Below are 20,119 nucleotides of genomic sequence, written 5' to 3'. Positions count from 1 at the left end.
GTGTGCGACTTGACTTGAGCAGATCTGGGGGCAGCGATGGGACAGGATCCGGGGGGCCGCCCGACCCTGCACTTCTCCGTACTCGGTCCCGTACGGGCCTGGCGGGGCGAGCAGCAGCTCCCCATGGGATCACCGCAACAACGCGCCCTGCTCGCCGCCCTTCTGCTCCGCCGCGGCCGCACCGCAACCGCGCCCGAGCTGGTCGACGCACTGTGGGGCGAGGACCCGCCCGAGGCCGCCGTGGCGGCCCTTCGGACCTACGCGTCCCGGCTGCGCAAGGCGTTCGGGCCGGACGCCGACGCACTCGTCAGTGAATCCGGCGGCTATGCGATCCGGATCGCGCCCGACGGCCTGGACACGGAGCGGGCCGAGCGCTGCGCCGGCGAGGCCGAGAAGGCCCGCGGCCGCGGCGACCGCGCCCGCGCCCGCGAGCTGATCGACGAGGCGCTCGACCATTGGGACGGCGAACCCCTGGCCGGGCTCCCCGGCCCGTACGCCGAGACCCAGCGCACGCGTCTGGAGGAGTGGCGACTCCAACTCATCGAGACACGCCTCGACATCGACCTGGAGACGGGCCACCACGCGGAGGCGATTTCCGAGCTGACCGCCCTGACGGCCGCGCACCCCCTGCGCGAGCGGCTGCGCGGCCTGCTGATGCTCGCGCTCTACCGCAGCGGGCGGCAGGCCGAGGCGCTGGCGGTGTACGCGGACACCCGGCGGCTTCTCGCGGACGAGCTGGGCATCGACCCCGGTGCCGAGCTGGTGGAGCTCCACCAGGGCATCCTCCAGGCCGACTCCGACCTGGCCGCCGCACCGGCGGGCGGGCAGCGGGGCGACCCGGCGCGGGAGACCGCGTTCGTACGGCCCGCCCAACTCCCTGCCACCGTGGCCGACTTCACCGGCAGGACCGCGTTCGTCGGCGAAATCGGAGAGCAACTCGCGACAGCCGAGGGCCGCATCATGGCGGTCTCCGCCGTCGCCGGAATCGGTGGCGTCGGCAAGACGACGCTCGCCGTCCATGTCGCGCACGCGGCCCGTGACCGCTTCCCTGACGGGCAGTTGTACGTGGACCTGCAGGGCGCGGGCGCGCGGGCCGCCGAACCCGAGGCCGTCCTCGGCGCGTTCCTGCGCGCACTCGGCACCCAGGACGCGGCGATCCCGGACGCGGTCGAGGAGCGCGCCGCGCTCTACCGCTCCACTCTCGACGGACGGCGGGTCCTCGTCCTGCTGGACAACGCCCGCGACGCCGCGCAGGTCCGGCCCCTCCTGCCGGGCACGGAGGGCTGCGCCGCACTCATCACCAGCCGTACGCGCATGGTCGACCTCGCCGGGGCGCATCTGCTCGATCTCGACGTGATGAGCCCGGAGGAAGCGCTCCAGCTGTTCACCAAGATCGTGAGCGAGGAACGGGTCGCGGGCGAGCGCGACGCCGCGCTCGACGTCGTCGCGGCCTGCGGCTTCCTGCCGCTCGCCATCCGCATCGCCGCGTCGCGGCTGGCCGCGCGCCGGACGTGGACGGTCTCCGTACTCGCGGCCAAGCTCGCCGACGAGCGCCGCCGCCTCGACGAACTCCAGGCGGGCGACCTCGCGGTGCGCGCCACCTTCGAACTCGGCTACGCCCAGCTCGAACCCCAGCAGGCCCGCGCCTTCCGCCTGCTGGGCCTTGCCGACGGCCCGGACATATCACTCGCGGCCGCTGCGGCCGTCCTGGACCTCGACGTCTTCGAGACGGAGGAACTGCTGGAGTCCCTGGTGGACACCTCCCTGCTGGAGTCCGCCGCCCCCGGCCGCTACCGCTACCACGACCTGGTCCGCCTCTACGCGCGTGCGTGCGCCGGGGCCACCCATGCCGGGGGCGCCACCCATGCCGGGGGCGCCACCCATGCCGGGGGCCGGAGGGACGAGCCGCCGCCCCAGGAGGCCGAGGGCCCCGATGAACGGGAAGCGGCGCTGTCGCGCCTGCTGGACTTCTACCTGGCGACGGCGGCGCGGGTGTACGCGCTGGAGCGGCCGGGCGATCGACTGGTCGAGCACGTGCATCACCCCAAGCACACGGGGCTCGACTTCGTGGACCGCAGCGAGGCCCTCGACTGGCTCTACCGCGAGGCGGAGTGTCTTCTGGCCTGCGTCCAGCAGTCGACCTCGCGCACCATGCTGGGGCGCGCGGGCGATCTCCTGCTCACCACAAAGGATTTGGCGGAGTCGGGCGCCAACTCGCGGCACTACGAGGAGGCGGCCGTCGCCGTCCGGTCCGCAGCCGCAGTCGCGGGCGAGGACAAGGTCGAGGGGCGGGCCCTGACGATCCTGACCCATGTGCACAGCATGGCGGGGAGATTCGACGAGGCCGATGACGCCGCACAGCGGGCCATGGCACTGGGACGCCTGACCGATGACCGGGTTCCGAGCTGCGAAGCCCCCAATGACCGGGGGATCATCGCGATCTATCAGAGCCGGCTGGAGGATGCGGAGACGTATCTGCTGCAGGCTTTGGACGCTTTCCGGGGGGACGCCAACGGTCCGGGCGAGGCGAGTGCCCTGTGCAACCTCTCTCGCGTGCATCTGGCCACGGGGCGGACGGAGAGCGCCATCGAGCTCGCCCAGCAAGGCATCGCCATCTACGACCGCATGGGGCTGGCCCTGCGTCTGGCCAATGGGCGATACGCCCTGGGCATGGCGCTGGGTCACGGCGGACAGACCTCGGAGGCCGTGGAGCGGCTCTCCGAGGCCCTGGTCGTCTTCCGCGAGAGCCGGCAGCGGCTCTGGGAGGGCATGACGCTGTTCCGGATGGCCGAAGTGCACCTGGCGGCACGGAAGTCCGCCCAGGCAGCCGCTCACGCCGAACTGGCGCTCGCCGTACTGCGAGACGTCGGTGGCGAATGGCGGCGCGCCAACGTCCTGCGTGTGCTCGGCGAGGCGCTCGAAGGGATCGGGCAGGCGGACCGCGCCCGCGCTTGCTGGCGGGACGCGCTCGTCGTCTTCGAGCGGCTCGGATCGCCGGAGGCCCAGGACGTGAGCCGGCTCCTGACGCCGGTCGTCGCTGCCTGACCGCGCGTCGGCCGGTTTCCGCCTCGCCATGCTGGCGTTGGGGCGCCGCCACGTGACGGGTCGGTCGGGCGGTGGGCCCGGCGGCGTCCACCCAGGCGCGTCGGGTCATGCGCCCAGCTTGCGCGATGGTGGCCCGGGTTGCCGCCCGCGCGACCCACGACTGCCGAACGTTCAGCGATCGTTTATCGCGCGGCGTCATGCTCATGGGTGTCGAGCCGCCACGGCGGGGGTGGGGCGGATCGACGGGGGTGCCGCACCACTAGGGTGAACGGCCCTGTTGTCCGACCGGCGACCGACGGGGGGTCGCCGGTCGGGCATCACCACCCGATGCCTTGCAGAAATTCACGGAGTTGACACCATGACCGCGGAACAGAAGCCCAAGACCGACGTCGGGCCGCTGGACAACCACGCCACGGACGCCGACATCTCCACCAAGGACAACCACGCCACCGTCGGCGACGTCCGGACCCTGGACAACCACGCCACCGGCCCCGGTAACGGCCGGGTCGGGCCGCTGGACAACCACGCGACCGACCCCGGTAACGGCCGGGTCGGGCCGCTGGACAACCACGCGACCGGGGCCGAGATCGCGCAGGACAACCACGCAACAATCAAGGACCCCAAGTAGTCCAAGGGTCCGACGGGGGATCGGCCGCGGCGGCGCGGAGGGGGAGCCGCCGCGGTCGTTTGCATGTTGTCATGTTTGCTATCGCGCCAACCTTCGTGCGTTTTGGGCCAGACCTCCCCGGACCTGAACCCTCCGCCCCCGGATTCCTGCTTCATCAGGGGATGGATACCCCAAACCCCACCAGCATCAGGAGTTGACCATGTCCCGCACAAAGAAGTTCGCCATAGCGTTTGCAATCACTGCGGCCGTCACCGCCGGATCCGCGGCCCCGGCTCTTGCCGACAACCACTCCACGGGTGGCACCCCTGTGGCCCCACAGGACAACCACTCGACGGTCGTGACGCCTCAGGACAACCACTCCACCATCGTCACGCCCCAGGACAACCACTCCACGGTGGTCACCCCGTAGCGGCAGGCGCCCCCGGGCCACGCCCCGCGGGCGCACCCTCCACGGCGCGTCACCGTGCACGCGAGCGAAGCTGGGTCTTGAGGACCTTGCCGCTCGCGTTGCGTGGGAGTTCGGTCACGAACTCGACCTCTCTGGGCACCTTGTAGTTGGCCATCTCACGTCGCGACCATGCGATGAGGTCGTCTGCCGTCACGGTCGCACCCCGGCGCCGTACCGCGTACGCCTTGCCCACCTCGCCCAGTCGGGGGTCGGGGACACCGACCACCGCCACCTCGCTGACATCCGGGTGACGGGCCATCAACTGCTCGATCTCCGCGGGATAGGCGTTGAAGCCGCCGACGATGAACATGTCCTTGATGCGGTCGGTGATCCGCAGGTTCCCGTCCTCGTCCAGCACGCCGATGTCGCCCGTCCGCAGCCAGCCCTGCGCGGTGATGGCCTTCCCCGTCTCCTCCGGCTCCTCGAAGTAGCCCTGCATGACGTTGTAGCCCCGTACGAGCACCTCGCCGGGGCGGCCCGGCGGCAGATCCTCCCCGGAAACTCCGACGACCTTCACCTCCGTACCGGGGATGGCCCGCCCCGATGTGCCGGAGACGACGTCGGGCGGATCGCTGCGGCGGCACATGGTCACCGTGCCGCCCGCTTCCGTGAGTCCGTACGCCGTGAGAACGGTGGCGATCCGCAGCTCCGAGCGCAGCCGCTCGACGAGTTCGAGCGGCACCACGGCCGCCCCCGTCACCACCAGCCGCAGCGCCGACAGGTCGTGCTTGGCGCGCGCCGGGTGGTCGAGGATCGACTGGTGGAGCGTCGGCGGGCCCGGCAGCACGCTGATGCGCTCTGCCGCGACGTTGGCGAGCGCGGTGTCCACGTTGAACACCGGTTGCGGCACCATCGTCGCGCCCCGCAGCAGACAGGCGATGATGCCCGCCTTGTAGCCGAAGGTGTGGAAGAACGGGTTGACGATCAGATAGCGATCCCCCTCGCCGAGTCCGGCGAGTTCGCTCCAGGTGTCGTAGATGCGTACCGTCTGGGCGTGCGTGACGACCGCCCCCTTGGGCCGGCCCGTCGTCCCCGACGTGAAGGTGATGTCGGAGGGATCGCCGGGCCGCACGGCGTCCGCCCGGGCCCGTACGGACGTGGCGGGTACGGCTTCGCCCGCCGCCAGGAAGTCCTTCCACGTACGGAACGCGGCGGGGGCGTCGTCCGCCAGGACGACCACCTCGCGCAGGTGCGGCAGCCCCGGAAGCGGCCCGTGCCCCGCCCCCTCCCCGGCCGCGCGCCGCAGCGACGCCACGTAGCTGGTACCGAGGAAGGTGCCGGTGATGAACAGCAGCTTGGCGCGCGTCCGTTCCAGCACGAAGGCCGCTTCGGTTCCCTTGAAGCGGGTGTTGACCGGTACGAGGACGGCGCCGGCCGTCACCGCGCCGAGCGCCGCGACGATCCAGTCGGCCGTGTTGGGCGCCCAGACGGCCACCCGGTCCCCCGGTTCGACACCGGCCGCCATGCAGCCGGCCGCCGCGCGCTCGACCCGCTCCCCCAGCTCTCCGTAGGTGATCCGGGTGCGGCCGTCGACGACCGCCTCGCGGTCCCGGTGACGTTCCGCCGCCGCGCGGACCAGCCCCGGGATGCTGCCGAACTCCACATCTGCGCGCCGCATCGCACACCCCTCCCGTACGGATCCCATACGCATCCCGGACGAACAACCTCCGCAACGCCTGATAGCTGACTGATCGTCAGATTACCGGTACCCTTCCCGGCTGTCAGCAGTGCGGCGGACGGCGGAGGTGGCGATGGCGGCAACCCTCAAGGACGCGACGGCGATAGCGGGCATCGGCCAGACCCCCTTCGCCAAACATCTCCCCGAGTCCGAGAAGACCCTGGCCTGCCGTGCGATCCTCGCCGCCCTCGACGACGCGGGCATCGCCCCGCACGAGGTCGACGCCTTCGCCTCCTACACGATGGAGGAGACCGACGAGGTCGAGATCGCCAAGGCGATCGGGGCGGGCGACGTCACCTTCTTCTCCAAGGTGGGCTACGGGGGCGGCGGTTCGTGCGCGACCGTAGGTCATCTCGCCGCGGCCATCGCCACCGGCCAGGCGTCCGTGGGCGTCGCCTGGCGGTCGCGCAAGCGCGGGAGCGGTCCCCGACCCTGGAAGAACACCGCGGTTCAGCTCCCGGCACCCGGCCAGTGGACGCGCCCGTTCGGGCTGCTGCGCCCCGCCGACGAGATCGCAATGCTCGCGCGCCGGTACATGCACGAGTACGGCGCGACCCGCGACCACTTGTTCAATGTCGCGCTGGCCTGCCGCAACCGGGCCAATCAGAACCCCGCCGCGATGATGTACGAGCGTCCGCTGACCCGCGAGATGTACATGACCGCACGCTGGATCAGCGAGCCGCTCTGCCTCTTCGACAACTGCCTGGAGACGGACGGCGCCCTCGCCTGCGTCCTCGTATCGGCCGAGCGCGCCCGCGACTGCCGCCGGCAGCCGGTCTACGTCCACTCCTCCGCCCAGGGACTGCCCGCGCAGCACCACGGGATGGTCAACTACTGGTGCGAGGACCCCCTGACCGGCCCGGCCTGGACGGCGGCGCGACACCTGTGGAAGTCAGCGGACTTCGGCCCGGCCGATGTCGACGTGGCCCAGATCTACGACGCGTTCACCCCGCTCATCCCGCTCTCCCTGGAGGGATACGGCTTCTGCGGACGCGGCGAGGGGGCGGCGTTCACCGAGGGCGGGGCCTTGGAGATCGGCGGACGGCTGCCGGTCAACACCGGCGGTGGCGGGCTCTCCGAGGCTTACGTCCACGGCTTCAACCTCATCACCGAGGGTGTGAAGCAACTGCGCGGCACCTCCACCGCCCAGGTCCCCGGCGCCGCCACCTGCCTCGTCACGGCGGGCGAGGGCGTGCCGACCTCCGCGCTGCTGCTGAGGAGTTGAGATGCGCGAGACGACGACCACCGAAGGCACCGGCCTGCTGGCCCCCACCGCCGACGAGGACGGCGCGCCCTTCTGGGAGTACGCGGCGCGGGGCGAACTGCACGTGCAGGCGTGCGCCGGCTGCGGCCGGCTGCGCTTCCCGCCACGGCCGTGCTGCCCGCACTGCCAGTCGTTCGACAGCTCCTGGCGCAGGATGAGCGGCCGCGGCCGGATCTGGTCCTTCGTGGTTCCGCACCCGCCGCTGCTGCCCGCCTACGCCGATCAGGCCCCGTACAACGTCATCCTCGTCGAGTTGGAGGAGGACCCGGCGATCCGCCTCGTCGGCAATCTCGTCACGGCGCCCGACGCACCGCTGGGCGCGGCCGACCCGTACGCGATACGGATCGGCACCCCGGTGCGGGCCGTCTTCGCGGAGATCGCGAACGGCGTGACCGGGCCGCGGTGGACGGCGGAGCGGCCGTGACCGTACGCACCGAGGTGAAGGACGGCGTCGCGCTGGTCACGCTCGACCGTCCCGAGCGCCACAACGCGATCGACCTGGCGACGGCCGCCGAACTCCGCTGTGTCTGGAAGGAGTTCCGGCGGAGCGACGACGTACGGGCCGTGGTGCTGACGGGCGCCGGTGACCGCGCCTTCTGCACGGGCCTCGACCGCTCCGCCGACGTCCCGCAGCCAGGCAGTCCGTACTCGATGGACGACCCGCTGCTGCACGTGGGCCCGAAGGCGTGCGACCTGTGGAAGCCGGTCGTCGCGGCGGTGGGCGGCATGGCGTGCGGCGGGGCCTTCTACCTGCTGGGCGAGGCCGAGTTCCTCATCGCCTCCACCACGGCGACCTTCTTCGACCCGCACACCACGTACGGGATGGTCAGCGCGTACGAGGCCATCGGCATGGCGCAGCGGATGCCGTTCGGCGAGGTGGCGCGGATGGCGCTGATGGGCACGGCCGAGCGGCTCTCGGCGTCCCGGGCCCACGAGATCGGACTGGTCTCGGAGGTCGTCGCACCGGAGGACCTGAGGGAGTCGGCCCTGCGGGCGGCCGGGGTGCTCGCCTCGTATCCGACGGAGGCGGTGCAGGGCACCGTGCGGGCCGTGTGGTCGGCCCGGGAGGCGGTGCGCACGCAGGCGCTCGCGGGTGCGCCGCACCTGATCGCGCTGGGGAATCTGCCGCCCGAACAGCAGGCGGGGCTCTTCGCGGACCGGAGCCGCGACTTCCGTACGCGATGAGCCCCGCTTCCGGACCGTGGAGCGGTCGTGCCATGCATGGACGGCCGCTCCCGGCCCGGCACTTGACGCCTGCCGCCTCGCTCCGGGACAGCGAGCCCCGGTCTCGCGTGGCGGACGCACGGCACCGGGCGTAGCGTCGGCAGGGGAAGCCTCCCTCGCCCGACTGCGGGAGAGAACCCGCTCGAAGGACCGAACGAGGTGGTCCGCGCGTATGGTCCGCAATCTGCTCGGTTCCGCGATCGCTCTCATCGGAGCGGCGGTGGCCGTCTGGAGCCCGTTCCACGACTGGTACGGCAATCGTGAGGGCCAGGACATCCGCGTCCAGGATCCCTTCACGGGGATCACGTCGGCGACGCCCTCGAACCTTTGGGTCTCGCTGCTGCTGCCGATGCTGGTCGCGGCGGTGCTGACGCTGTTCGGGGTGGTGTTCCGGTCTCGGGTGGGCGTGGCGGTCGCGGGCCTTCTGGTCCTCGGGATCACGTGCCTGTGGATGGCGCGGCAGGGCGTGGAGCTGGGCAGCCTGACCGCCGGCGACGGGGGCCTTGCCATCGGGGCCGGGCTGGCGGTCGCCGGGGGCGTGCTGTTGCTGCTGGGCGCACTGGTCATGCGGGGTCGACGACCTCGGGGACGGGCCCGGCGCGGGCCGGACGGCCCGGACGGGTCGGAGGACGACCTGTACGGGGGCCCGCCGACCGCGGCGACGGACTACGGCGACTACCGGCCGCGCCCGGACGACCCCTGGCCGCCGCAGGATCACCGCCGCTCCCCGTAGCGGGGCCCTCCTTCGGCCCGTCGCAACTAGTTCCGGCCCGAGGCGGACTGCCGGGCGAGTCCCGTCCCCTTCAGGGCGTCCAGCGCGTACACGCACCGGTCCTTGCTGCACGCATAGACCACCCCGCCCGACACCAGCGGCGCACCCGTGATCTCCCCGCCGGTGGCGAGTTTCCACCGGAGCTGGCCGCCGCCCGCGTCGAGCGTGTAGAGGCAGTGGTCCGCCGAACCGAAGTGCACGCGGCCGTCCGCGACCACGGGGGCGCCGATGACCTCGCCCTGAGCGGCGAAACGCCACTTCGGCGTGCCCGTGACCGCGTCGAGGGTGTAGAGCGCGCTGCCGCTGCCCACATGCACCGACCCGCCCGCGACGAGCACGGGTTCGGTGGACTGCCGGCTCTCGGTCGCGATGCGCCACCGGTCGCGGCCGTCCGCCGCGTCCAGGGCGTAGACGGTGCCGAGGTGGTCGGCGATGTAGATGCCGCCGCCCGTCACGGCGGGCCCGGGCGCGTAGGCCGGTGCGCTCAGGAACACCGCGGGCGCCTCGAAGCGCCACCGCACCTCGCCTCGCGCCACGTCGACGGCCAGAACGCGGGTCCCAGCCGCGATGTGCACGACCCCGTCCGGGGCGTGCAGCAGCCGCACCGGGACGCCGCCGCAGGAGGACGCGTCGCCGACCGGGTACGACCATCGCTCCAGGCCCGTACGGGCCTCCAGCGCGCGCAGCCGGCCGTCGGACCATACGTACACGACGCCGTCGTGGACGGACGGGCCCGCCTCGGGTGTCTCGAAGTCGGTCTGGGCGCCGGTGACTTCCCACAGCTTCTCGCCGCTCGCGGCCTCCCAGGCCTGGACGCCTCCGCCGCGGGTGCCGGTCACGACCGTGCCCCGCTCGACGTTCAGCGAGTAGACCCAGCCGTCGGTGCCCAGGCGCCAGCGCTCGGAACCGTCCGCAGCGTCCAGCGCGTACAGCGTCGGACCGTCCGAGGCATGGATCCGGCCGTCCGCGACGGCCATGGCCCACGCCACGTCGCGGGTCTTGAACTGCCGCCGCCCGGTGGCCACATCGAGCGCGTGCACCTCGAAGGAGGTGACGTAGATCAGTTCCCCGGCGACTTCCGGGGTCCCCCAGACGTCGTTGGACATCCGGAACCGCCACGGCCGCCAGCGCGCGGGCGCGCCCTGCGCCCCGGGCGGCTCAGCGGGCGCGGGCAGCGGCGCCGATGCGGGAGCGGGCGGCGCCTGCTGGTTGTCGACCGCGAGCGCGGGGCCCGGCACGGCCGCCATGCCCGCCGGCGGCCGGATCCAGCCGGTGGCTCCGGCGTCGTGCCTGGCGGCGTCGCGTCCGTCTGCCGCGGCGCGGGGCCCGGGCCCGATCGCGACGTGCGACCCCGGCAGGCGTACGGCGCCGTCCCAGCCCGCGGCGGGGCCGCCGGCGCCGTGGACCGGTGCGGGCGGCCGGTCGGGGGCCGGGCGTACGGCCGCCAGCGGGCCGGGCCCATTCTGCGCGGCGGCCCCCGTCCGCGGGTCTCCCGCGCCGTGGCCGGCTCCGTCGGGCCGCGGGCCGTCGGGGCCCTCGCCGTGCCGCGCGGCGGCGGCTGCTGCCCCGGCTCCGGCCGCGGCAGGAGCCTGCCCGTCCGGGGCCCCGCGGTGCCGGGCCGGTCCGCCGTGCGCATCCGCGGGGACGGGACCGTCGTGCGCGCCCTGCGGGCCGCCGCCCTGGCCTCCGCCGGGTGAGTACGAGGGCCGCGGCGGCTGTGCGGGGCGTGCCTTGGCGCCGCCCGTACCGCTGCTTCCCGAGGGGCGGCGGGACGAGGAGCGCCCGCCGCGGCGCTGCTCGATCATCGTGACGGCCCGGCCGGGGAGCCAGGCAGAGGCCGTGCCGCTGTCGTCCCCGCCTGAGGAGAACAGGTGGGGTGCCAGCTGGGACTGCAGATCCGCGGGGCTCGGCCGGTTCTCGGCGGCCATCTGCATACAGGACTCGATGAGGGGCCGCAGCTCGTCCGGCAGACCGGCCAGGTCGGGTCCTTCGCGGAGCAGCATGAAGACCGTCTCCACGGGGTTGGCGCCGTGGAAGGGCGCATGCCCCGTCGCCGCGAAGACGAGGGTCGAGCCGAGCGAGAAGATGTCGCTGGCGCCGGTGACGCTGCGGGAGTCGCGTGCCTGCTCCGGGGACATGTACGCGGGCGTGCCGACGGCCACATTCGTCATCGTCAGACGGGTGTTGGAGACTCCGCTCGCGATACCGAAGTCGATGACCCGCGGACCGTCCTCGACGACCAGGACATTGGACGGCTTCAAGTCCCGGTGGACCAGGCCTGCTCCGTGGATGGACTGCAGCGCCTCGGCGACACCGGCCGCCAGCCAGCGGACGGCCTGAGCGGGCAACGGGCCGCATTCATTGACTATTTCCTCGAGGGAGGGAGCAGGGACGTACGCCGTCGCCAGCCACGGCACCGCGGCCCGCGGATCGGCGTCCACGACCGCGGCGGTGTAGAAGCCGCTGACCGCGCGGGCCGCTTCCACCTCGCGTGTGAAGCGGACCCGGAAGAGCTGGTCCTCGGCGAGTTCGGTCCGCACCGTCTTGATGGCCACGCGCCGGCCGGACGCCGAGCGGGCGAGATAGACCAGCCCCATGCCGCCGGCACCGAGTCGGCCGAGCACCTCGAACGGCCCGATCCGCCTCGGGTCGTGCTGCGTCAGCTGCTCCACCACTTGCCTGCCACCTCCCCGTGGGGGCCTCGAAGGTTTTCAGCCCCGTGCAGCGTCTCACCGTGAACCGTCGCGGGGTACTCAACCTGATTCTTCCTGGCGAAGCCGGTGGTTGCGAACCCGGGGGCAAATCGGGGTGTCTCCCCGGACAATTAACGCAAATACCCAGGCTGGAGGGTGTTACTCATGAGTTGTCACAGCTTTGCGGCGGGTTGACAACGATCGACCGACGGATTCGGCAACGCGGCGCGCGCGTCTACCGAACCGCTCTGGAGAGGTCAATGACCGCAAAGTTTGCGCCTTGATTGTCGACCATGACCGCGAAGCGACCGTACGGCGTGTCTTCGGGATCGAGGATGACACGACCGCCGAGCCGGGTCGTGATCCGCACCGCCTCGTCGCATTCGGCCACCGCGAAGTACACCAGGAAGTGCGCGGGCATTTCGGCCGGAAAGCTGCTGTCGATCTCGGCGCGGCCCGCGACCGCGCTGTCGACCCCGGGCGGCCTGCCGGGCGGGGACCAGACCGCGAACGGCGCGCTGCCACCCGTGTCCAACTCCTGTGTGGTGTAACCGAATACGGTCTCGTAGAAGGGATCGACACGTTCAGGTGAGTGCGTGTAGAGCTCGGTCCAGGCGTACGAGACGGGCCGTCCCTGCTTCTCGAACCCGGCGGACGAGCCCGCCTCCCACAGCCCGAAGACCGCGCCGCCCGGATCGGCCGCCACCACCATCGTGCCGAAGTCGGCGACCGGCAGGGGGGCGGTGATGATCCGACCCCCCGCCTCCTCGATCCGGGCGGCGGCCGCCTCCGCGTCACGGGTCGCGAAGTACAGGTTCCAGACGGTGGGCATGCGCCCGTCGGGCTTGGGCATCAGCGCGGCGACACCGCGTCCGTCATGGAAGGCCCGGGCGTAGTAGCCATACTTCTCCTCGCCTTCCTGGAAGGTCCAGCCGAACAGCTCGCCGTAGAAGCGCTTGCCCGCCTCCGGATCGGGGACCATCGCATCCACCCAGCAGGGGACGCCCTCGTTGAATGCGGCCATGGGAAACGCCTCCTGGAACGTCTACCGGACCTTCGGCTCGCCCACCGTCGTCCGCGGGTCGATCACCGAGAACGCCGCGCCCTGCTGGTCCTCGACGATTGCGAAACGGCCGTACGGGCTGTCCTGGGGATCCATGCGCACAGCGCCGCCCAGCCTGCGGACCGTGCCCACCGCGTCGTCGCAGTCCTCGACGACGAAATAGACCATCGCGTGCGGCGGGACGGAGTCCGGGGTGCCCTCGGGCAGCTTGAAGCGCCCGCCGACCGGCTTCCCCTCCAGTTGCCAGACGTTGAAGTCGGTGTTCTCGTCGCCGTAGGGCACGACCTCGAACGGGTAGACCGCCGGATAGAAGGAGTCCACGCCCTTCGTCTCCCGGACGCTGATCTCCGTCCAGCCGAACGAGCCCGGCTGGTACTGCTTCTCGAACCCCTGGTGCGCACCGGCCTGCCAGACGCCGAAGACCGCGCCGGCCGGATCCCTGGCCATCAGCATGCTGCCGTGGCCACCGACCTGCATCGGGCCCGCCATCACCTCGCCCCCGTGGGTGCGGATCCTCTCCGCGGTCCGCTCGATGTCGGGCGAGGCGAAGTACAGATTCCAGGCCGGCGGCATTCCGCTCTGCTCCTCCGGCACGGGGTAGAGCGCGGCGACTCTCTTTCCGTCATGGAGCGCCTGCGTGTAGTAGCCGTAGTCCGCCTCGCCCTCCTCGAAGGTCCAGCCGAACAGACCGCCGTAGAAGCGCTTGCCCGCCTCCAGATCGGGGACCATGGCGTCCACCCAGCAGGGGGCGCCCTCGGGGAATACGGCCATGATGTGCTCCTCGATCGCGAATGTCGGGAGAATGTCCTGTTTCTGCACGTTAACCGCATATTTGGAGGCCCGCCCGTTGTCCACGAAAGTTGTCCACAGCCTGTTGATAAGAGGATTCATTCGTATGGACCAAAAGGGCATCGCGAATCTTCGGCCTCACATGCACTGAGCTGGCCCTTCGCCGGAGGCGGGAGCTCCCTCCCCATTTGCATGCGGCCGAATCGCGCTCCGATCACCCCTCGGTAAGCTGACGGCATGACAGGACAAGTTCGCACGGTCGACGGCCGGGTGGCCGGGCGCCGCGGGCAGGCGACGCGGCAGAAGCTGCTCGACTGCCTCAGCGAGATGCTCAGCTCCTCGCCGTACCGCGACGTCAAGGTCATCGACGTCGCCCGCAAGGCGGGGACGTCCCCCGCGACCTTTTACCAGTACTTCCCCGACGTCGAAGGCGCTGTCCTCGAGCTCGCGGAGGAGATGGCCAAGGAGGGCCAGAAACTGACCGACTTGGTCGCCGGGCGCGCCTGGACGGGCAAAGGGGGATGGCAGACGGCCGAGGAGCTCGTCGACGGGTTTCTCTCCTTCTGGCGCAAAAACGACGCGATCCTGCGCGTGGTCGACCTCGGCGCGGCGGAAGGGGACAAGCGGTTCTACAAGATCCGCATGAAGATCCTCAACGCCGTCACCAACTCCCTGACGGATTCGGTCAAGGAGCTGCAGAGCAAGGGGCGCGTCGACAAGGACGTGAGCCCGGCCGCGGTCGCCGGTTCGCTGGTGGCGATGCTCGCAGCGGTGGCCTCGCACCAGAAGGGCTTCCAGAGCTGGGGCGTCAAGCAGGCCGAACTGAAGCCCAACTTGGCGCTGCTGGTGCATCTGGGCATCACCGGCCGCAAGCCGACGAAGTAGGGGCGCACCAGGGGACGCGTCCGGACACTCGCCGCACATCCGCTCCGTATTCCCGCCGCAGCGCACGGAGTCGCCTCGTGGGCGGCGCCATCGCCCCGGTGCCGTACGTCAAATCGCCCCGGTGCCGTACGTCAAATCCCCCGGTGCCGTACGTCAAACGGCCCTGAGCCACCGCCGACGTCCTGTCACACAACGGCGGTCCGGCACTCGGGAGCGGATGAAGCCCTTGAACCCGTGATGTCCCCAGCCGGCGATGACCGGCTCATCCCCCGTGGCCCGGACGGCTGTTCCGTAGCGAACGACCGAACGCCCTGGCGCGTGGCCCCTGCATCAGGTTCCGTCGCCCTCCGGTTCCGGTCGGCGCCGGTGCAGACGGAAGACGCGGATGCGTCGTTCCACGCGCCGCTGATACGCGGCGTACGGGGGCCAGAACGCCAGCGCCGCCGACCACGCCCCCTCACGCTCCTCCCCCTCCAGCAGCCGTGCCCGCACCGGGATGTCGCGCCCCTTCCAGTTGATCTCCGCCTCCGGGTTCGCCAGGAGGTTGGCGGTCCACGCCGGATGGCCCGTACGCCCGAAGTTGCTGCCGACCAGGAGAAAAGTCCCGTCGTCCTCCGGCAGGCAGGCCAGCGGCGTACACCGCGGCGCCCCGCTCTTCGCGCCCCGGGCCGTCAGGATCGCGCCGGGCAGCATCTGCGCACTCAGCAGCACCCTGCCGCGGGTCAGCCGGTGCACGGTCCGGTCCAGCGCCGGGATCACATGGGGCGCCACCTTCGCGAAGCCCCGGGTCGAGGACACCTTCTGCACCAGGCGCAGCGCTGCGTGCATCAGACGGCCACCCCCTCGGCCGCGGCGCCACGTGCGGCCCGTACGGCGCGGGCGGCGCCGAAGAGGCCCGCCCTCTCCGCCGCGCGCGCCCGCAGCCGGTGCACGGGCCCGAAGAGCAGTTCGTCCGAGGCGGCGCGCTTGAAGAAGAGATGGGTGTCGTGTTCCCAGGTGAAGCCGATACCGCCGTGCAGTTGGACCGCCTCGCCCGCCACGGCACGCTGGGCCTCGAGCGCCTGCGCGAGGGCCAGGCCGCCCACGGCCCCCGCATCGCCGTCCTGTCGGTTCGCACCGTCCTGGCCGTCCTGGCCGTCCTGGCCGTGACGGTGGTCCTGGCCGTGACGGCCGGGGAGGCGGTCCTGGCCGTGACGGCCGTCGCGGTCCTGGCCATGACGGCCGTCGCGGTCCTCCCCTGACGCCTCTTGGCCCGCCGCCCAAGCCGCGTAGTACGCCGCGGACCTGGCCGCCTGGATCCGCACGTACAGGTCGGCCAGCCGGTGCTTGACCGCCTGGAAGGAGCCGATGGGCCGCCCGAACTGCTCGCGCGCGCCCACGTACTCCACCGTGCGCGCGAACACCCCGTCCGCCGCTCCCACCGCTTCCGCCGCGAGAGCCGCGGCCGCCGAGCCGCCCAGCCGGGCCAGGGCGTCGAGCGCGACGGCACCGCGCTCGTCCTCCCCCAGCAACTCGGCTTCCACATCGCGCAGTTCGATGCGCGCCTGTGGCCGCGTCTCGTCCAGCGCCGTACGCCGCGTGCGCGTGAGCCCCGCGGTGCCCCCGTCGCCCGACCGCACGACGAACAGCGACGTGCGGCTGCGCGCGTAGCCGCCCGTGTGCGCCGCGACCAGCAGCAGCCCCGCGCTGTGCCCGTCGAACACCCGGTCCGCCTGCCCGTACAGCCGCCAGCCGTCAGCTGTGCGCCGCGCCTGGACGCCCCCGGCGCGACCGCCGCCCGCCCAGCCATCCCCCGTCAGGCGGGAGCCGGAGCCCTGGCCGGGCCCGGGGCTCCCGCTCCCGTTGTCCCCCGTCAGTCCCAGGGCGAGGGCCGGGTCACGGCCGGGCAGGGCGAGGGCGGCGGTCAGTTCACCGCGCGCGATCGGCGGGAGCAGCGCGCTCCGCTGCTCCTCCGTGCCGAGGCGGGCGATCAGCGGTGCCGCCAGTACGGCCGTGGCGAGCAGGGGCGAGGGCAGCAGCGCGCGTCCGGTCTCCTCGCAGGCCAGTGCCAGCTCGGTCGGCCCGCAGCCGACGCCCCCGTACTCTGCGGGCAGTGCGAGGCCGGGCAGGCCGAGCTGTTCGGCCAGCAGCCGCCACAGCGTCCCGTCCCGGCCGTCCGGGGTGCGTACGGCGCGCTTGACCTCTTCCGGACCGCACCGCTTGAGCAGCAGCTCGCGCAATGTCCGGCGGATCTCGTCCTGTTCGGCGGTGAAGGCGGCGTCCATCGGCAAGCTCCTCCCACCCGCCCTGCTCCCGCCGCCGCGCGGGCGGAGGTTCGTCCCACCGACGGCGCGACCAGGGAGAGTCCGTGATGCGCGTGAACTGACGGACCGTCATGCTAGGCCCCTTACCCCCGGATGGACAGAGCTGTACGGGGCGGCGTAACCCGTAACTGATGTACCGTCAGATTCATGTCGCATGCGATCCCAGCACCCCCCAGGAAGCCCCGCACGACATCCGCCCGCACCTCGGGCGCCCTCCCCCGCCATGCCCCGCCCCGCAGGACCGCCGTCGTCGGCATCGCCCTCGCGGACTGCGGCCGGGTCGACGACCTCACCCCGTACGCCCTGCACGCCCAGGCCGCCCGCCGCGCGCTGGCCGACTCCGGCCTCGATCGGTCCGTCGTGGACGGCTTCGCCTCCGCGGGCCTGGGCACGCTCGCCCCGGTCGAGGTCGCCGAGTATCTGGGGCTGCGACCGACCTGGACCGACTCCACGGCCGTAGGTGGCGCGACCTGGGAAGTCATGGCGGCGCACGCCGCGGACGCCATCGCCGCGGGCCATGCCAACGCTGTTCTCCTCGTCTACGGTTCGACCGCCCGCGCCGACGTCAAGGCCGGGCGCCGCACCGCGAACCTCTCCTTCGGAGCGCGCGGCCCACTCCAATTCGAGGTCCCCTACGGCCATACGCTCATCGCCAAGTACGCGATGGCCGCCCGCCGTCACATGCACGACTACGGCACGACTCCCCAACAGCTCGCCGAGATCGCCGTCCAGGCCCGCGCCAACGCCGCCAGCAACCCCGACGCGATGCACCGGGACCCCATTACCGTCGACGAGGTGCTGTCCGGCCCCGTGATCGCGGATCCGTTCACCAAACTCCACTGCTGCATCCGCTCCGACGGCGGCTGCGCCGTGCTGCTCGCGGCCGAGGACTACGTGCCGGACACGGCCAAGGCGCCCATATGGATCCTCGGCACGGGCGAACACCTCTCGCACAGCACGATGTCCGAGTGGGAGGACTTCACCGTCTCCCCCGCCCGCGTCTCCGGCCGCCTCGCCTTCGAGCGCGCCGGCGTCCGCCCGGAGGACATGGATCTCGCCGAGATCTACGACGCCTTCACCTATATGACGCTGGTGACCCTGGAGGACCTCGGCTTCTGCGCGAAGGGCGAGGGCGGCCCGTTCGTCGAGAAGGGACGGCTGCTGCGGGACGGCGAACTGCCCGTCAACACCGACGGCGGCGGCCTCTCCGCCTGCCACCCCGGCATGCGCGGGCTGTTCCTTCTGGTGGAGGCGGTACGGCAGTTGAGGGGCGAGGCGGGCGAACGGCAGGTGCGGAAGGCGGGCGGCCGCCTGCCCGAGCTGGCGGTCGCCTCCGGTACGGGCGGCTGGTTCTGCTCCTCCGGAACGGTCGTCCTCGGAACCGGGTGACCCCCGCCGTTCACGGCGGAGCCCGGCGTCGCCCGTTAGGCTGCCGCATGGCCTCCGAACAGCAGCGTTCCTTCCGCGACCTCCTGCGCTCCCTGCGCGTCTGGGACGGGGAACTGCCCACCTTCGACCCGGCGACCGCGCCCGACGACCCGCTGCCGCTCTTCCAGCAGTGGCTGCGCGAGGCGGCCGAGGCGGGGACGCCCGAACCGCACACGATGACGCTCGCCACCGCGGGCGCCGACTGCCGCCCGTCGCTGCGCACGCTGATGCTGCACGACGCCGACGGCCGCGGCTGGCACTTCGGCACCCACCGGACGAGCAGGAAAGGCCGGGAGCTGGCCGAACGCCCCGACGCCGCCCTCGGCTTCTACTGGCCGACGGTCGCCCGGCAGGTACGCGTCCTCGGCCGCGTCACGGCCGCCGGGCCCGAGGAGAGCGCGGCGGACCTCCACCGGCGCTCACCGGGCGCCCTGGCCGCCGCACTCGTCGGCCGCCAGAGCGAGGTGCTGGACTCGTACGAGGAGCTGGAACGCGCCTCGGCCGCCTCCTGGGACCGCGTCCGCCGCGAACCCGAAGCCCCGGTTCCGAGCTGGACGTTGTACGTGCTCGAGCCGGACGAGGTCGAGTTCTTCCAGGGCGACCCCCAGCGCCGCCACATCCGCCTCCGCTACCGGAGGGAAGGCGACGGCTGGGTGCGGGAACTGCTGTGGCCGTGAGGGGGTTGGTGGTCAGGCGGTGGGCGTCGAGCTGTCGCTGACCATGGCGAGGAAGTCGGCCCAGGCGTCGCCGGAGAAGGCCAGGGAGGGGCCGGAACGGTCCTTGGAGTCGCGTACGTGGACGGTGCCGCCAGCCGTGGCGACTTCCACACACTCGCCGCCTTCGTTGTTGCTGTAGCTGGACTTGTGCCAGTCATAGGCGACCTCGACACAGGCGCCGCCCTCGTTGTCGCTGTAGCTCGACTTGCGCCAAGTGAAGGCGACCTCGACGCAGTTACCGCCCTCATTGCTGCTGTAGCTGCTCGTGAACCAAGCCAGTTCCGAGTTCATAGCGCGCTCGCAGTCCTTTCGATCAAGTCCACTGACGCCCAGGGCGTCAGTGCCTGCGCCCGAAGAATGCCGTATCGGTCGAACAACAGATTGACCTGATCCGGCTTGGAGATCAAAGTACCGCCGCCCGGACCCTCCGCATACGCCAAGTTGCGCCCCTCTGGAGTGCTCAACAGCTGCACGGGTCCGCGCAGTCCCGCGTGCTCATGCCTCCGCGTCGGCATCACCGTCAACGTGAGGTTGTGCATGTCCCGCATGCTCTGCGACAGGTGCCAGAGCTGCGCCTTCAGCACCTCATCACCGCCGATAGGCCGCTCCAGGACCGACTGCTCGATCACGTAGCTGAGGATCGGCAGTGGCTTGCGGCTCAGCACCGTCTGCCGCTCCAGCCGCGCGTCCACCAGCCGTTCGATCTCCTCGTCCTCCAAGACGGGGACGCGCACGCGGTACAGGGCGCGGATGTATTCGGGCGTCTGCAGCAGACCCGGGACGAGCAGGCTCTCGTACGCGCCGATGCTCACCGCGTCCGCTTCGAGCTTCACCCAGTCCACGAACTCCGGCGGGTACTTCTCCTCCTCCATCATCTCCACGCATGACGCCAACGCGCCCTGTGCACCGAGCACTCGGTCGGCCTGGAGGAGGAAGTCGCGGCTCGGGATGCGTTCGGCGCGTTCGTAGGCGCCTTCCAGCGACTCGGAGACCAGCAGCCGTTCGGCGAGGTCCTTCTGGGTGAGTCCGGCCCGCTTCCGGAAGTTCTTGATCAGCTCGCCCACGTGCCTGCGCGCGTGCGTCGGTTCCTGACCCGATCCCACAGCGCTCACCACCCTCCCCACATCCCGCCCATGTGCACCGTGTTCCCCTGGTCACGGTACGCAACTGCCGTGAGGGTTGA

General features: G+C 71.8%; 18 protein-coding genes. 10 read left to right on the top strand and 8 right to left on the bottom strand.

Annotation, left to right across the window (positions count from 1 at the left end; genetic code table 11):
- Positions 1 to 36 precede the first annotated feature (36 nt).
- The 3 genes from AB0M26_RS00470 (at position 37) to AB0M26_RS00460 (ending at position 4,082) form a co-directional block, all read left to right on the top strand.
- Complete coding sequence (locus AB0M26_RS00470; protein WP_365252138.1) at positions 37 to 3,045, top strand: BTAD domain-containing putative transcriptional regulator; 3,009 nt, start codon at positions 37 to 39, stop codon at positions 3,043 to 3,045.
- A 358-nt stretch (positions 3,046 to 3,403) separates the two neighbouring features.
- On the top strand, positions 3,404 to 3,673 hold the full coding sequence (locus AB0M26_RS00465; RefSeq protein ID WP_365252136.1) for a hypothetical protein: 270 nt from the start codon (positions 3,404 to 3,406) through the stop codon (positions 3,671 to 3,673).
- 199 nt (positions 3,674 to 3,872) lie between these two features.
- The gene (locus AB0M26_RS00460; protein ID WP_365252133.1) at positions 3,873 to 4,082 is read left to right on the top strand and encodes a hypothetical protein; all 210 of its coding nucleotides are present in this window, start codon (positions 3,873 to 3,875) and stop codon (positions 4,080 to 4,082) included.
- A gap of 49 nt (positions 4,083 to 4,131) precedes the next feature.
- Here the strand turns inward: AB0M26_RS00460 and AB0M26_RS00455 are convergent, their stop codons facing one another.
- The gene (locus tag AB0M26_RS00455) at positions 4,132 to 5,739 is read right to left on the bottom strand and encodes a FadD3 family acyl-CoA ligase (protein ID WP_365252130.1); all 1,608 of its coding nucleotides are present in this window, start codon (positions 5,737 to 5,739) and stop codon (positions 4,132 to 4,134) included.
- Positions 5,740 to 5,872: 133 nt separating this feature from the next.
- On the opposite strand from AB0M26_RS00455, the gene AB0M26_RS00450 reads away from it, so the two are divergent.
- The 4 genes from AB0M26_RS00450 (at position 5,873) to AB0M26_RS00435 (ending at position 9,020) form a co-directional block, all read left to right on the top strand.
- On the top strand, positions 5,873 to 7,024 hold the full coding sequence (locus tag AB0M26_RS00450) for a lipid-transfer protein (protein WP_365252127.1): 1,152 nt from the start codon (positions 5,873 to 5,875) through the stop codon (positions 7,022 to 7,024).
- 1 nt (position 7,025) lies between these two features.
- Positions 7,026 to 7,487 carry an OB-fold domain-containing protein gene (locus tag AB0M26_RS00445; RefSeq protein WP_365252125.1) on the top strand — a complete coding sequence of 154 codons (462 nt, stop codon included), beginning with the start codon at positions 7,026 to 7,028 and terminating at the stop codon, positions 7,485 to 7,487.
- Entirely contained in the window at positions 7,484 to 8,248 is a 765-nt protein-coding gene (locus AB0M26_RS00440; protein WP_365252122.1) for an enoyl-CoA hydratase/isomerase family protein, read from the top strand. Before AB0M26_RS00445 ends, AB0M26_RS00440 begins: the two co-directional genes overlap by 4 nt.
- Positions 8,249 to 8,459: 211 nt before the next feature.
- Complete coding sequence (locus AB0M26_RS00435; RefSeq protein WP_365252119.1) at positions 8,460 to 9,020, top strand: hypothetical protein; 561 nt, start codon at positions 8,460 to 8,462, stop codon at positions 9,018 to 9,020.
- A 26-nt stretch (positions 9,021 to 9,046) separates the two neighbouring features.
- On the opposite strand, the gene AB0M26_RS00430 is transcribed toward AB0M26_RS00435, so the two are convergent.
- The 3 genes from AB0M26_RS00430 to AB0M26_RS00420 all read right to left on the bottom strand — a co-directional run bounded on the left by AB0M26_RS00430 (position 9,047) and on the right by AB0M26_RS00420 (position 13,586).
- On the bottom strand, positions 9,047 to 11,734 hold the full coding sequence (locus AB0M26_RS00430) for a serine/threonine-protein kinase (protein WP_365252116.1): 2,688 nt from the start codon (positions 11,732 to 11,734) through the stop codon (positions 9,047 to 9,049).
- A 253-nt stretch (positions 11,735 to 11,987) separates the two neighbouring features.
- The gene (locus AB0M26_RS00425) at positions 11,988 to 12,776 is read right to left on the bottom strand and encodes a VOC family protein (protein WP_365252113.1); all 789 of its coding nucleotides are present in this window, start codon (positions 12,774 to 12,776) and stop codon (positions 11,988 to 11,990) included.
- A gap of 21 nt (positions 12,777 to 12,797) precedes the next feature.
- Positions 12,798 to 13,586 (bottom strand): VOC family protein, encoded by a 789-nt coding sequence (locus tag AB0M26_RS00420; RefSeq protein ID WP_365252110.1) that lies wholly within the window; start codon positions 13,584 to 13,586, stop codon positions 12,798 to 12,800.
- Positions 13,587 to 13,841: 255 nt separating this feature from the next.
- Between AB0M26_RS00420 and AB0M26_RS00415 the strand changes: the two genes are divergently transcribed.
- On the top strand, positions 13,842 to 14,489 hold the full coding sequence (locus tag AB0M26_RS00415) for a TetR family transcriptional regulator (protein ID WP_365252108.1): 648 nt from the start codon (positions 13,842 to 13,844) through the stop codon (positions 14,487 to 14,489).
- A 330-nt stretch (positions 14,490 to 14,819) separates the two neighbouring features.
- On the opposite strand, the gene AB0M26_RS00410 is transcribed toward AB0M26_RS00415, so the two are convergent.
- Together AB0M26_RS00410 and AB0M26_RS00405 are read right to left on the bottom strand one after the other, a co-directional pair.
- The gene (locus AB0M26_RS00410) at positions 14,820 to 15,317 is read right to left on the bottom strand and encodes a nitroreductase family deazaflavin-dependent oxidoreductase (protein ID WP_365252105.1); all 498 of its coding nucleotides are present in this window, start codon (positions 15,315 to 15,317) and stop codon (positions 14,820 to 14,822) included.
- The gene (locus AB0M26_RS00405; RefSeq protein ID WP_365252103.1) at positions 15,317 to 16,753 is read right to left on the bottom strand and encodes an acyl-CoA dehydrogenase family protein; all 1,437 of its coding nucleotides are present in this window, start codon (positions 16,751 to 16,753) and stop codon (positions 15,317 to 15,319) included. Before AB0M26_RS00405 ends, AB0M26_RS00410 begins: the two co-directional genes overlap by 1 nt.
- 294 nt (positions 16,754 to 17,047) lie before the next feature.
- On the opposite strand from AB0M26_RS00405, the gene AB0M26_RS00400 reads away from it, so the two are divergent.
- Complete coding sequence (locus tag AB0M26_RS00400) at positions 17,048 to 18,181, top strand: acetyl-CoA acetyltransferase (RefSeq protein ID WP_365252956.1); 1,134 nt, start codon at positions 17,048 to 17,050, stop codon at positions 18,179 to 18,181.
- A gap of 47 nt (positions 18,182 to 18,228) precedes the next feature.
- Positions 18,229 to 18,897, top strand: coding sequence for a pyridoxal 5'-phosphate synthase (locus AB0M26_RS00395; protein WP_365252100.1), 669 nt, complete (start codon positions 18,229 to 18,231; stop codon positions 18,895 to 18,897).
- Between the two features lie 12 nt (positions 18,898 to 18,909).
- Here the strand turns inward: AB0M26_RS00395 and AB0M26_RS00390 are convergent, their stop codons facing one another.
- A complete protein-coding gene (locus AB0M26_RS00390) occupies positions 18,910 to 19,227 on the bottom strand; it encodes a DUF397 domain-containing protein (protein ID WP_365252097.1) in 318 nt (105 codons plus the stop codon).
- The gene (locus AB0M26_RS00385; protein WP_365252094.1) at positions 19,224 to 20,048 is read right to left on the bottom strand and encodes a helix-turn-helix transcriptional regulator; all 825 of its coding nucleotides are present in this window, start codon (positions 20,046 to 20,048) and stop codon (positions 19,224 to 19,226) included. The genes AB0M26_RS00390 and AB0M26_RS00385 overlap by 4 nt, the downstream gene beginning before the upstream one ends.
- Positions 20,049 to 20,119 lie beyond the last annotated feature (71 nt).

The sequence above is a fragment of the Streptomyces sp. NPDC051776 genome, from assembly GCF_040681345.1.
In the GTDB taxonomy this organism is placed as follows: Bacteria; Actinomycetota; Actinomycetes; order Streptomycetales; family Streptomycetaceae; genus Streptomyces.
Note: the sequence above shows the minus strand (reverse complement) of the source record. Positions and strands in the feature narration are given on the sequence as shown.

Bases quoted from the DNA above. Each gene is read 5' to 3' on its own strand.
- AB0M26_RS00420 (WP_365252110.1), bottom strand. From the start codon at position 13,586: ATGGCCGTATTCCCCGAGGGCGCCCCCTGCTGGGTGGACGCCATGGTC.
- AB0M26_RS00415 (WP_365252108.1), top strand. From the start codon at position 13,842: ATGACAGGACAAGTTCGCACGGTCGACGGCCGGGTGGCCGGGCGCCGC.
- AB0M26_RS00455 (WP_365252130.1), bottom strand. From the start codon at position 5,739: ATGCGGCGCGCAGATGTGGAGTTCGGCAGCATCCCGGGGCTGGTCCGC.
- AB0M26_RS00465 (WP_365252136.1), top strand. From the start codon at position 3,404: ATGACCGCGGAACAGAAGCCCAAGACCGACGTCGGGCCGCTGGACAAC.
- AB0M26_RS00450 (WP_365252127.1), top strand. From the start codon at position 5,873: ATGGCGGCAACCCTCAAGGACGCGACGGCGATAGCGGGCATCGGCCAG.
- AB0M26_RS00460 (WP_365252133.1), top strand. From the start codon at position 3,873: ATGTCCCGCACAAAGAAGTTCGCCATAGCGTTTGCAATCACTGCGGCC.
- AB0M26_RS00425 (WP_365252113.1), bottom strand. From the start codon at position 12,776: ATGGCCGCATTCAACGAGGGCGTCCCCTGCTGGGTGGATGCGATGGTC.
- AB0M26_RS00390 (WP_365252097.1), bottom strand. From the start codon at position 19,227: ATGAACTCGGAACTGGCTTGGTTCACGAGCAGCTACAGCAGCAATGAG.
- AB0M26_RS00405 (WP_365252103.1), bottom strand. From the start codon at position 16,753: ATGGACGCCGCCTTCACCGCCGAACAGGACGAGATCCGCCGGACATTG.
- AB0M26_RS00410 (WP_365252105.1), bottom strand. From the start codon at position 15,317: ATGCACGCAGCGCTGCGCCTGGTGCAGAAGGTGTCCTCGACCCGGGGC.
- AB0M26_RS00445 (WP_365252125.1), top strand. From the start codon at position 7,026: ATGCGCGAGACGACGACCACCGAAGGCACCGGCCTGCTGGCCCCCACC.
- AB0M26_RS00435 (WP_365252119.1), top strand. From the start codon at position 8,460: ATGGTCCGCAATCTGCTCGGTTCCGCGATCGCTCTCATCGGAGCGGCG.
- AB0M26_RS00470 (WP_365252138.1), top strand. From the start codon at position 37: ATGGGACAGGATCCGGGGGGCCGCCCGACCCTGCACTTCTCCGTACTC.
- AB0M26_RS00395 (WP_365252100.1), top strand. From the start codon at position 18,229: ATGGCCTCCGAACAGCAGCGTTCCTTCCGCGACCTCCTGCGCTCCCTG.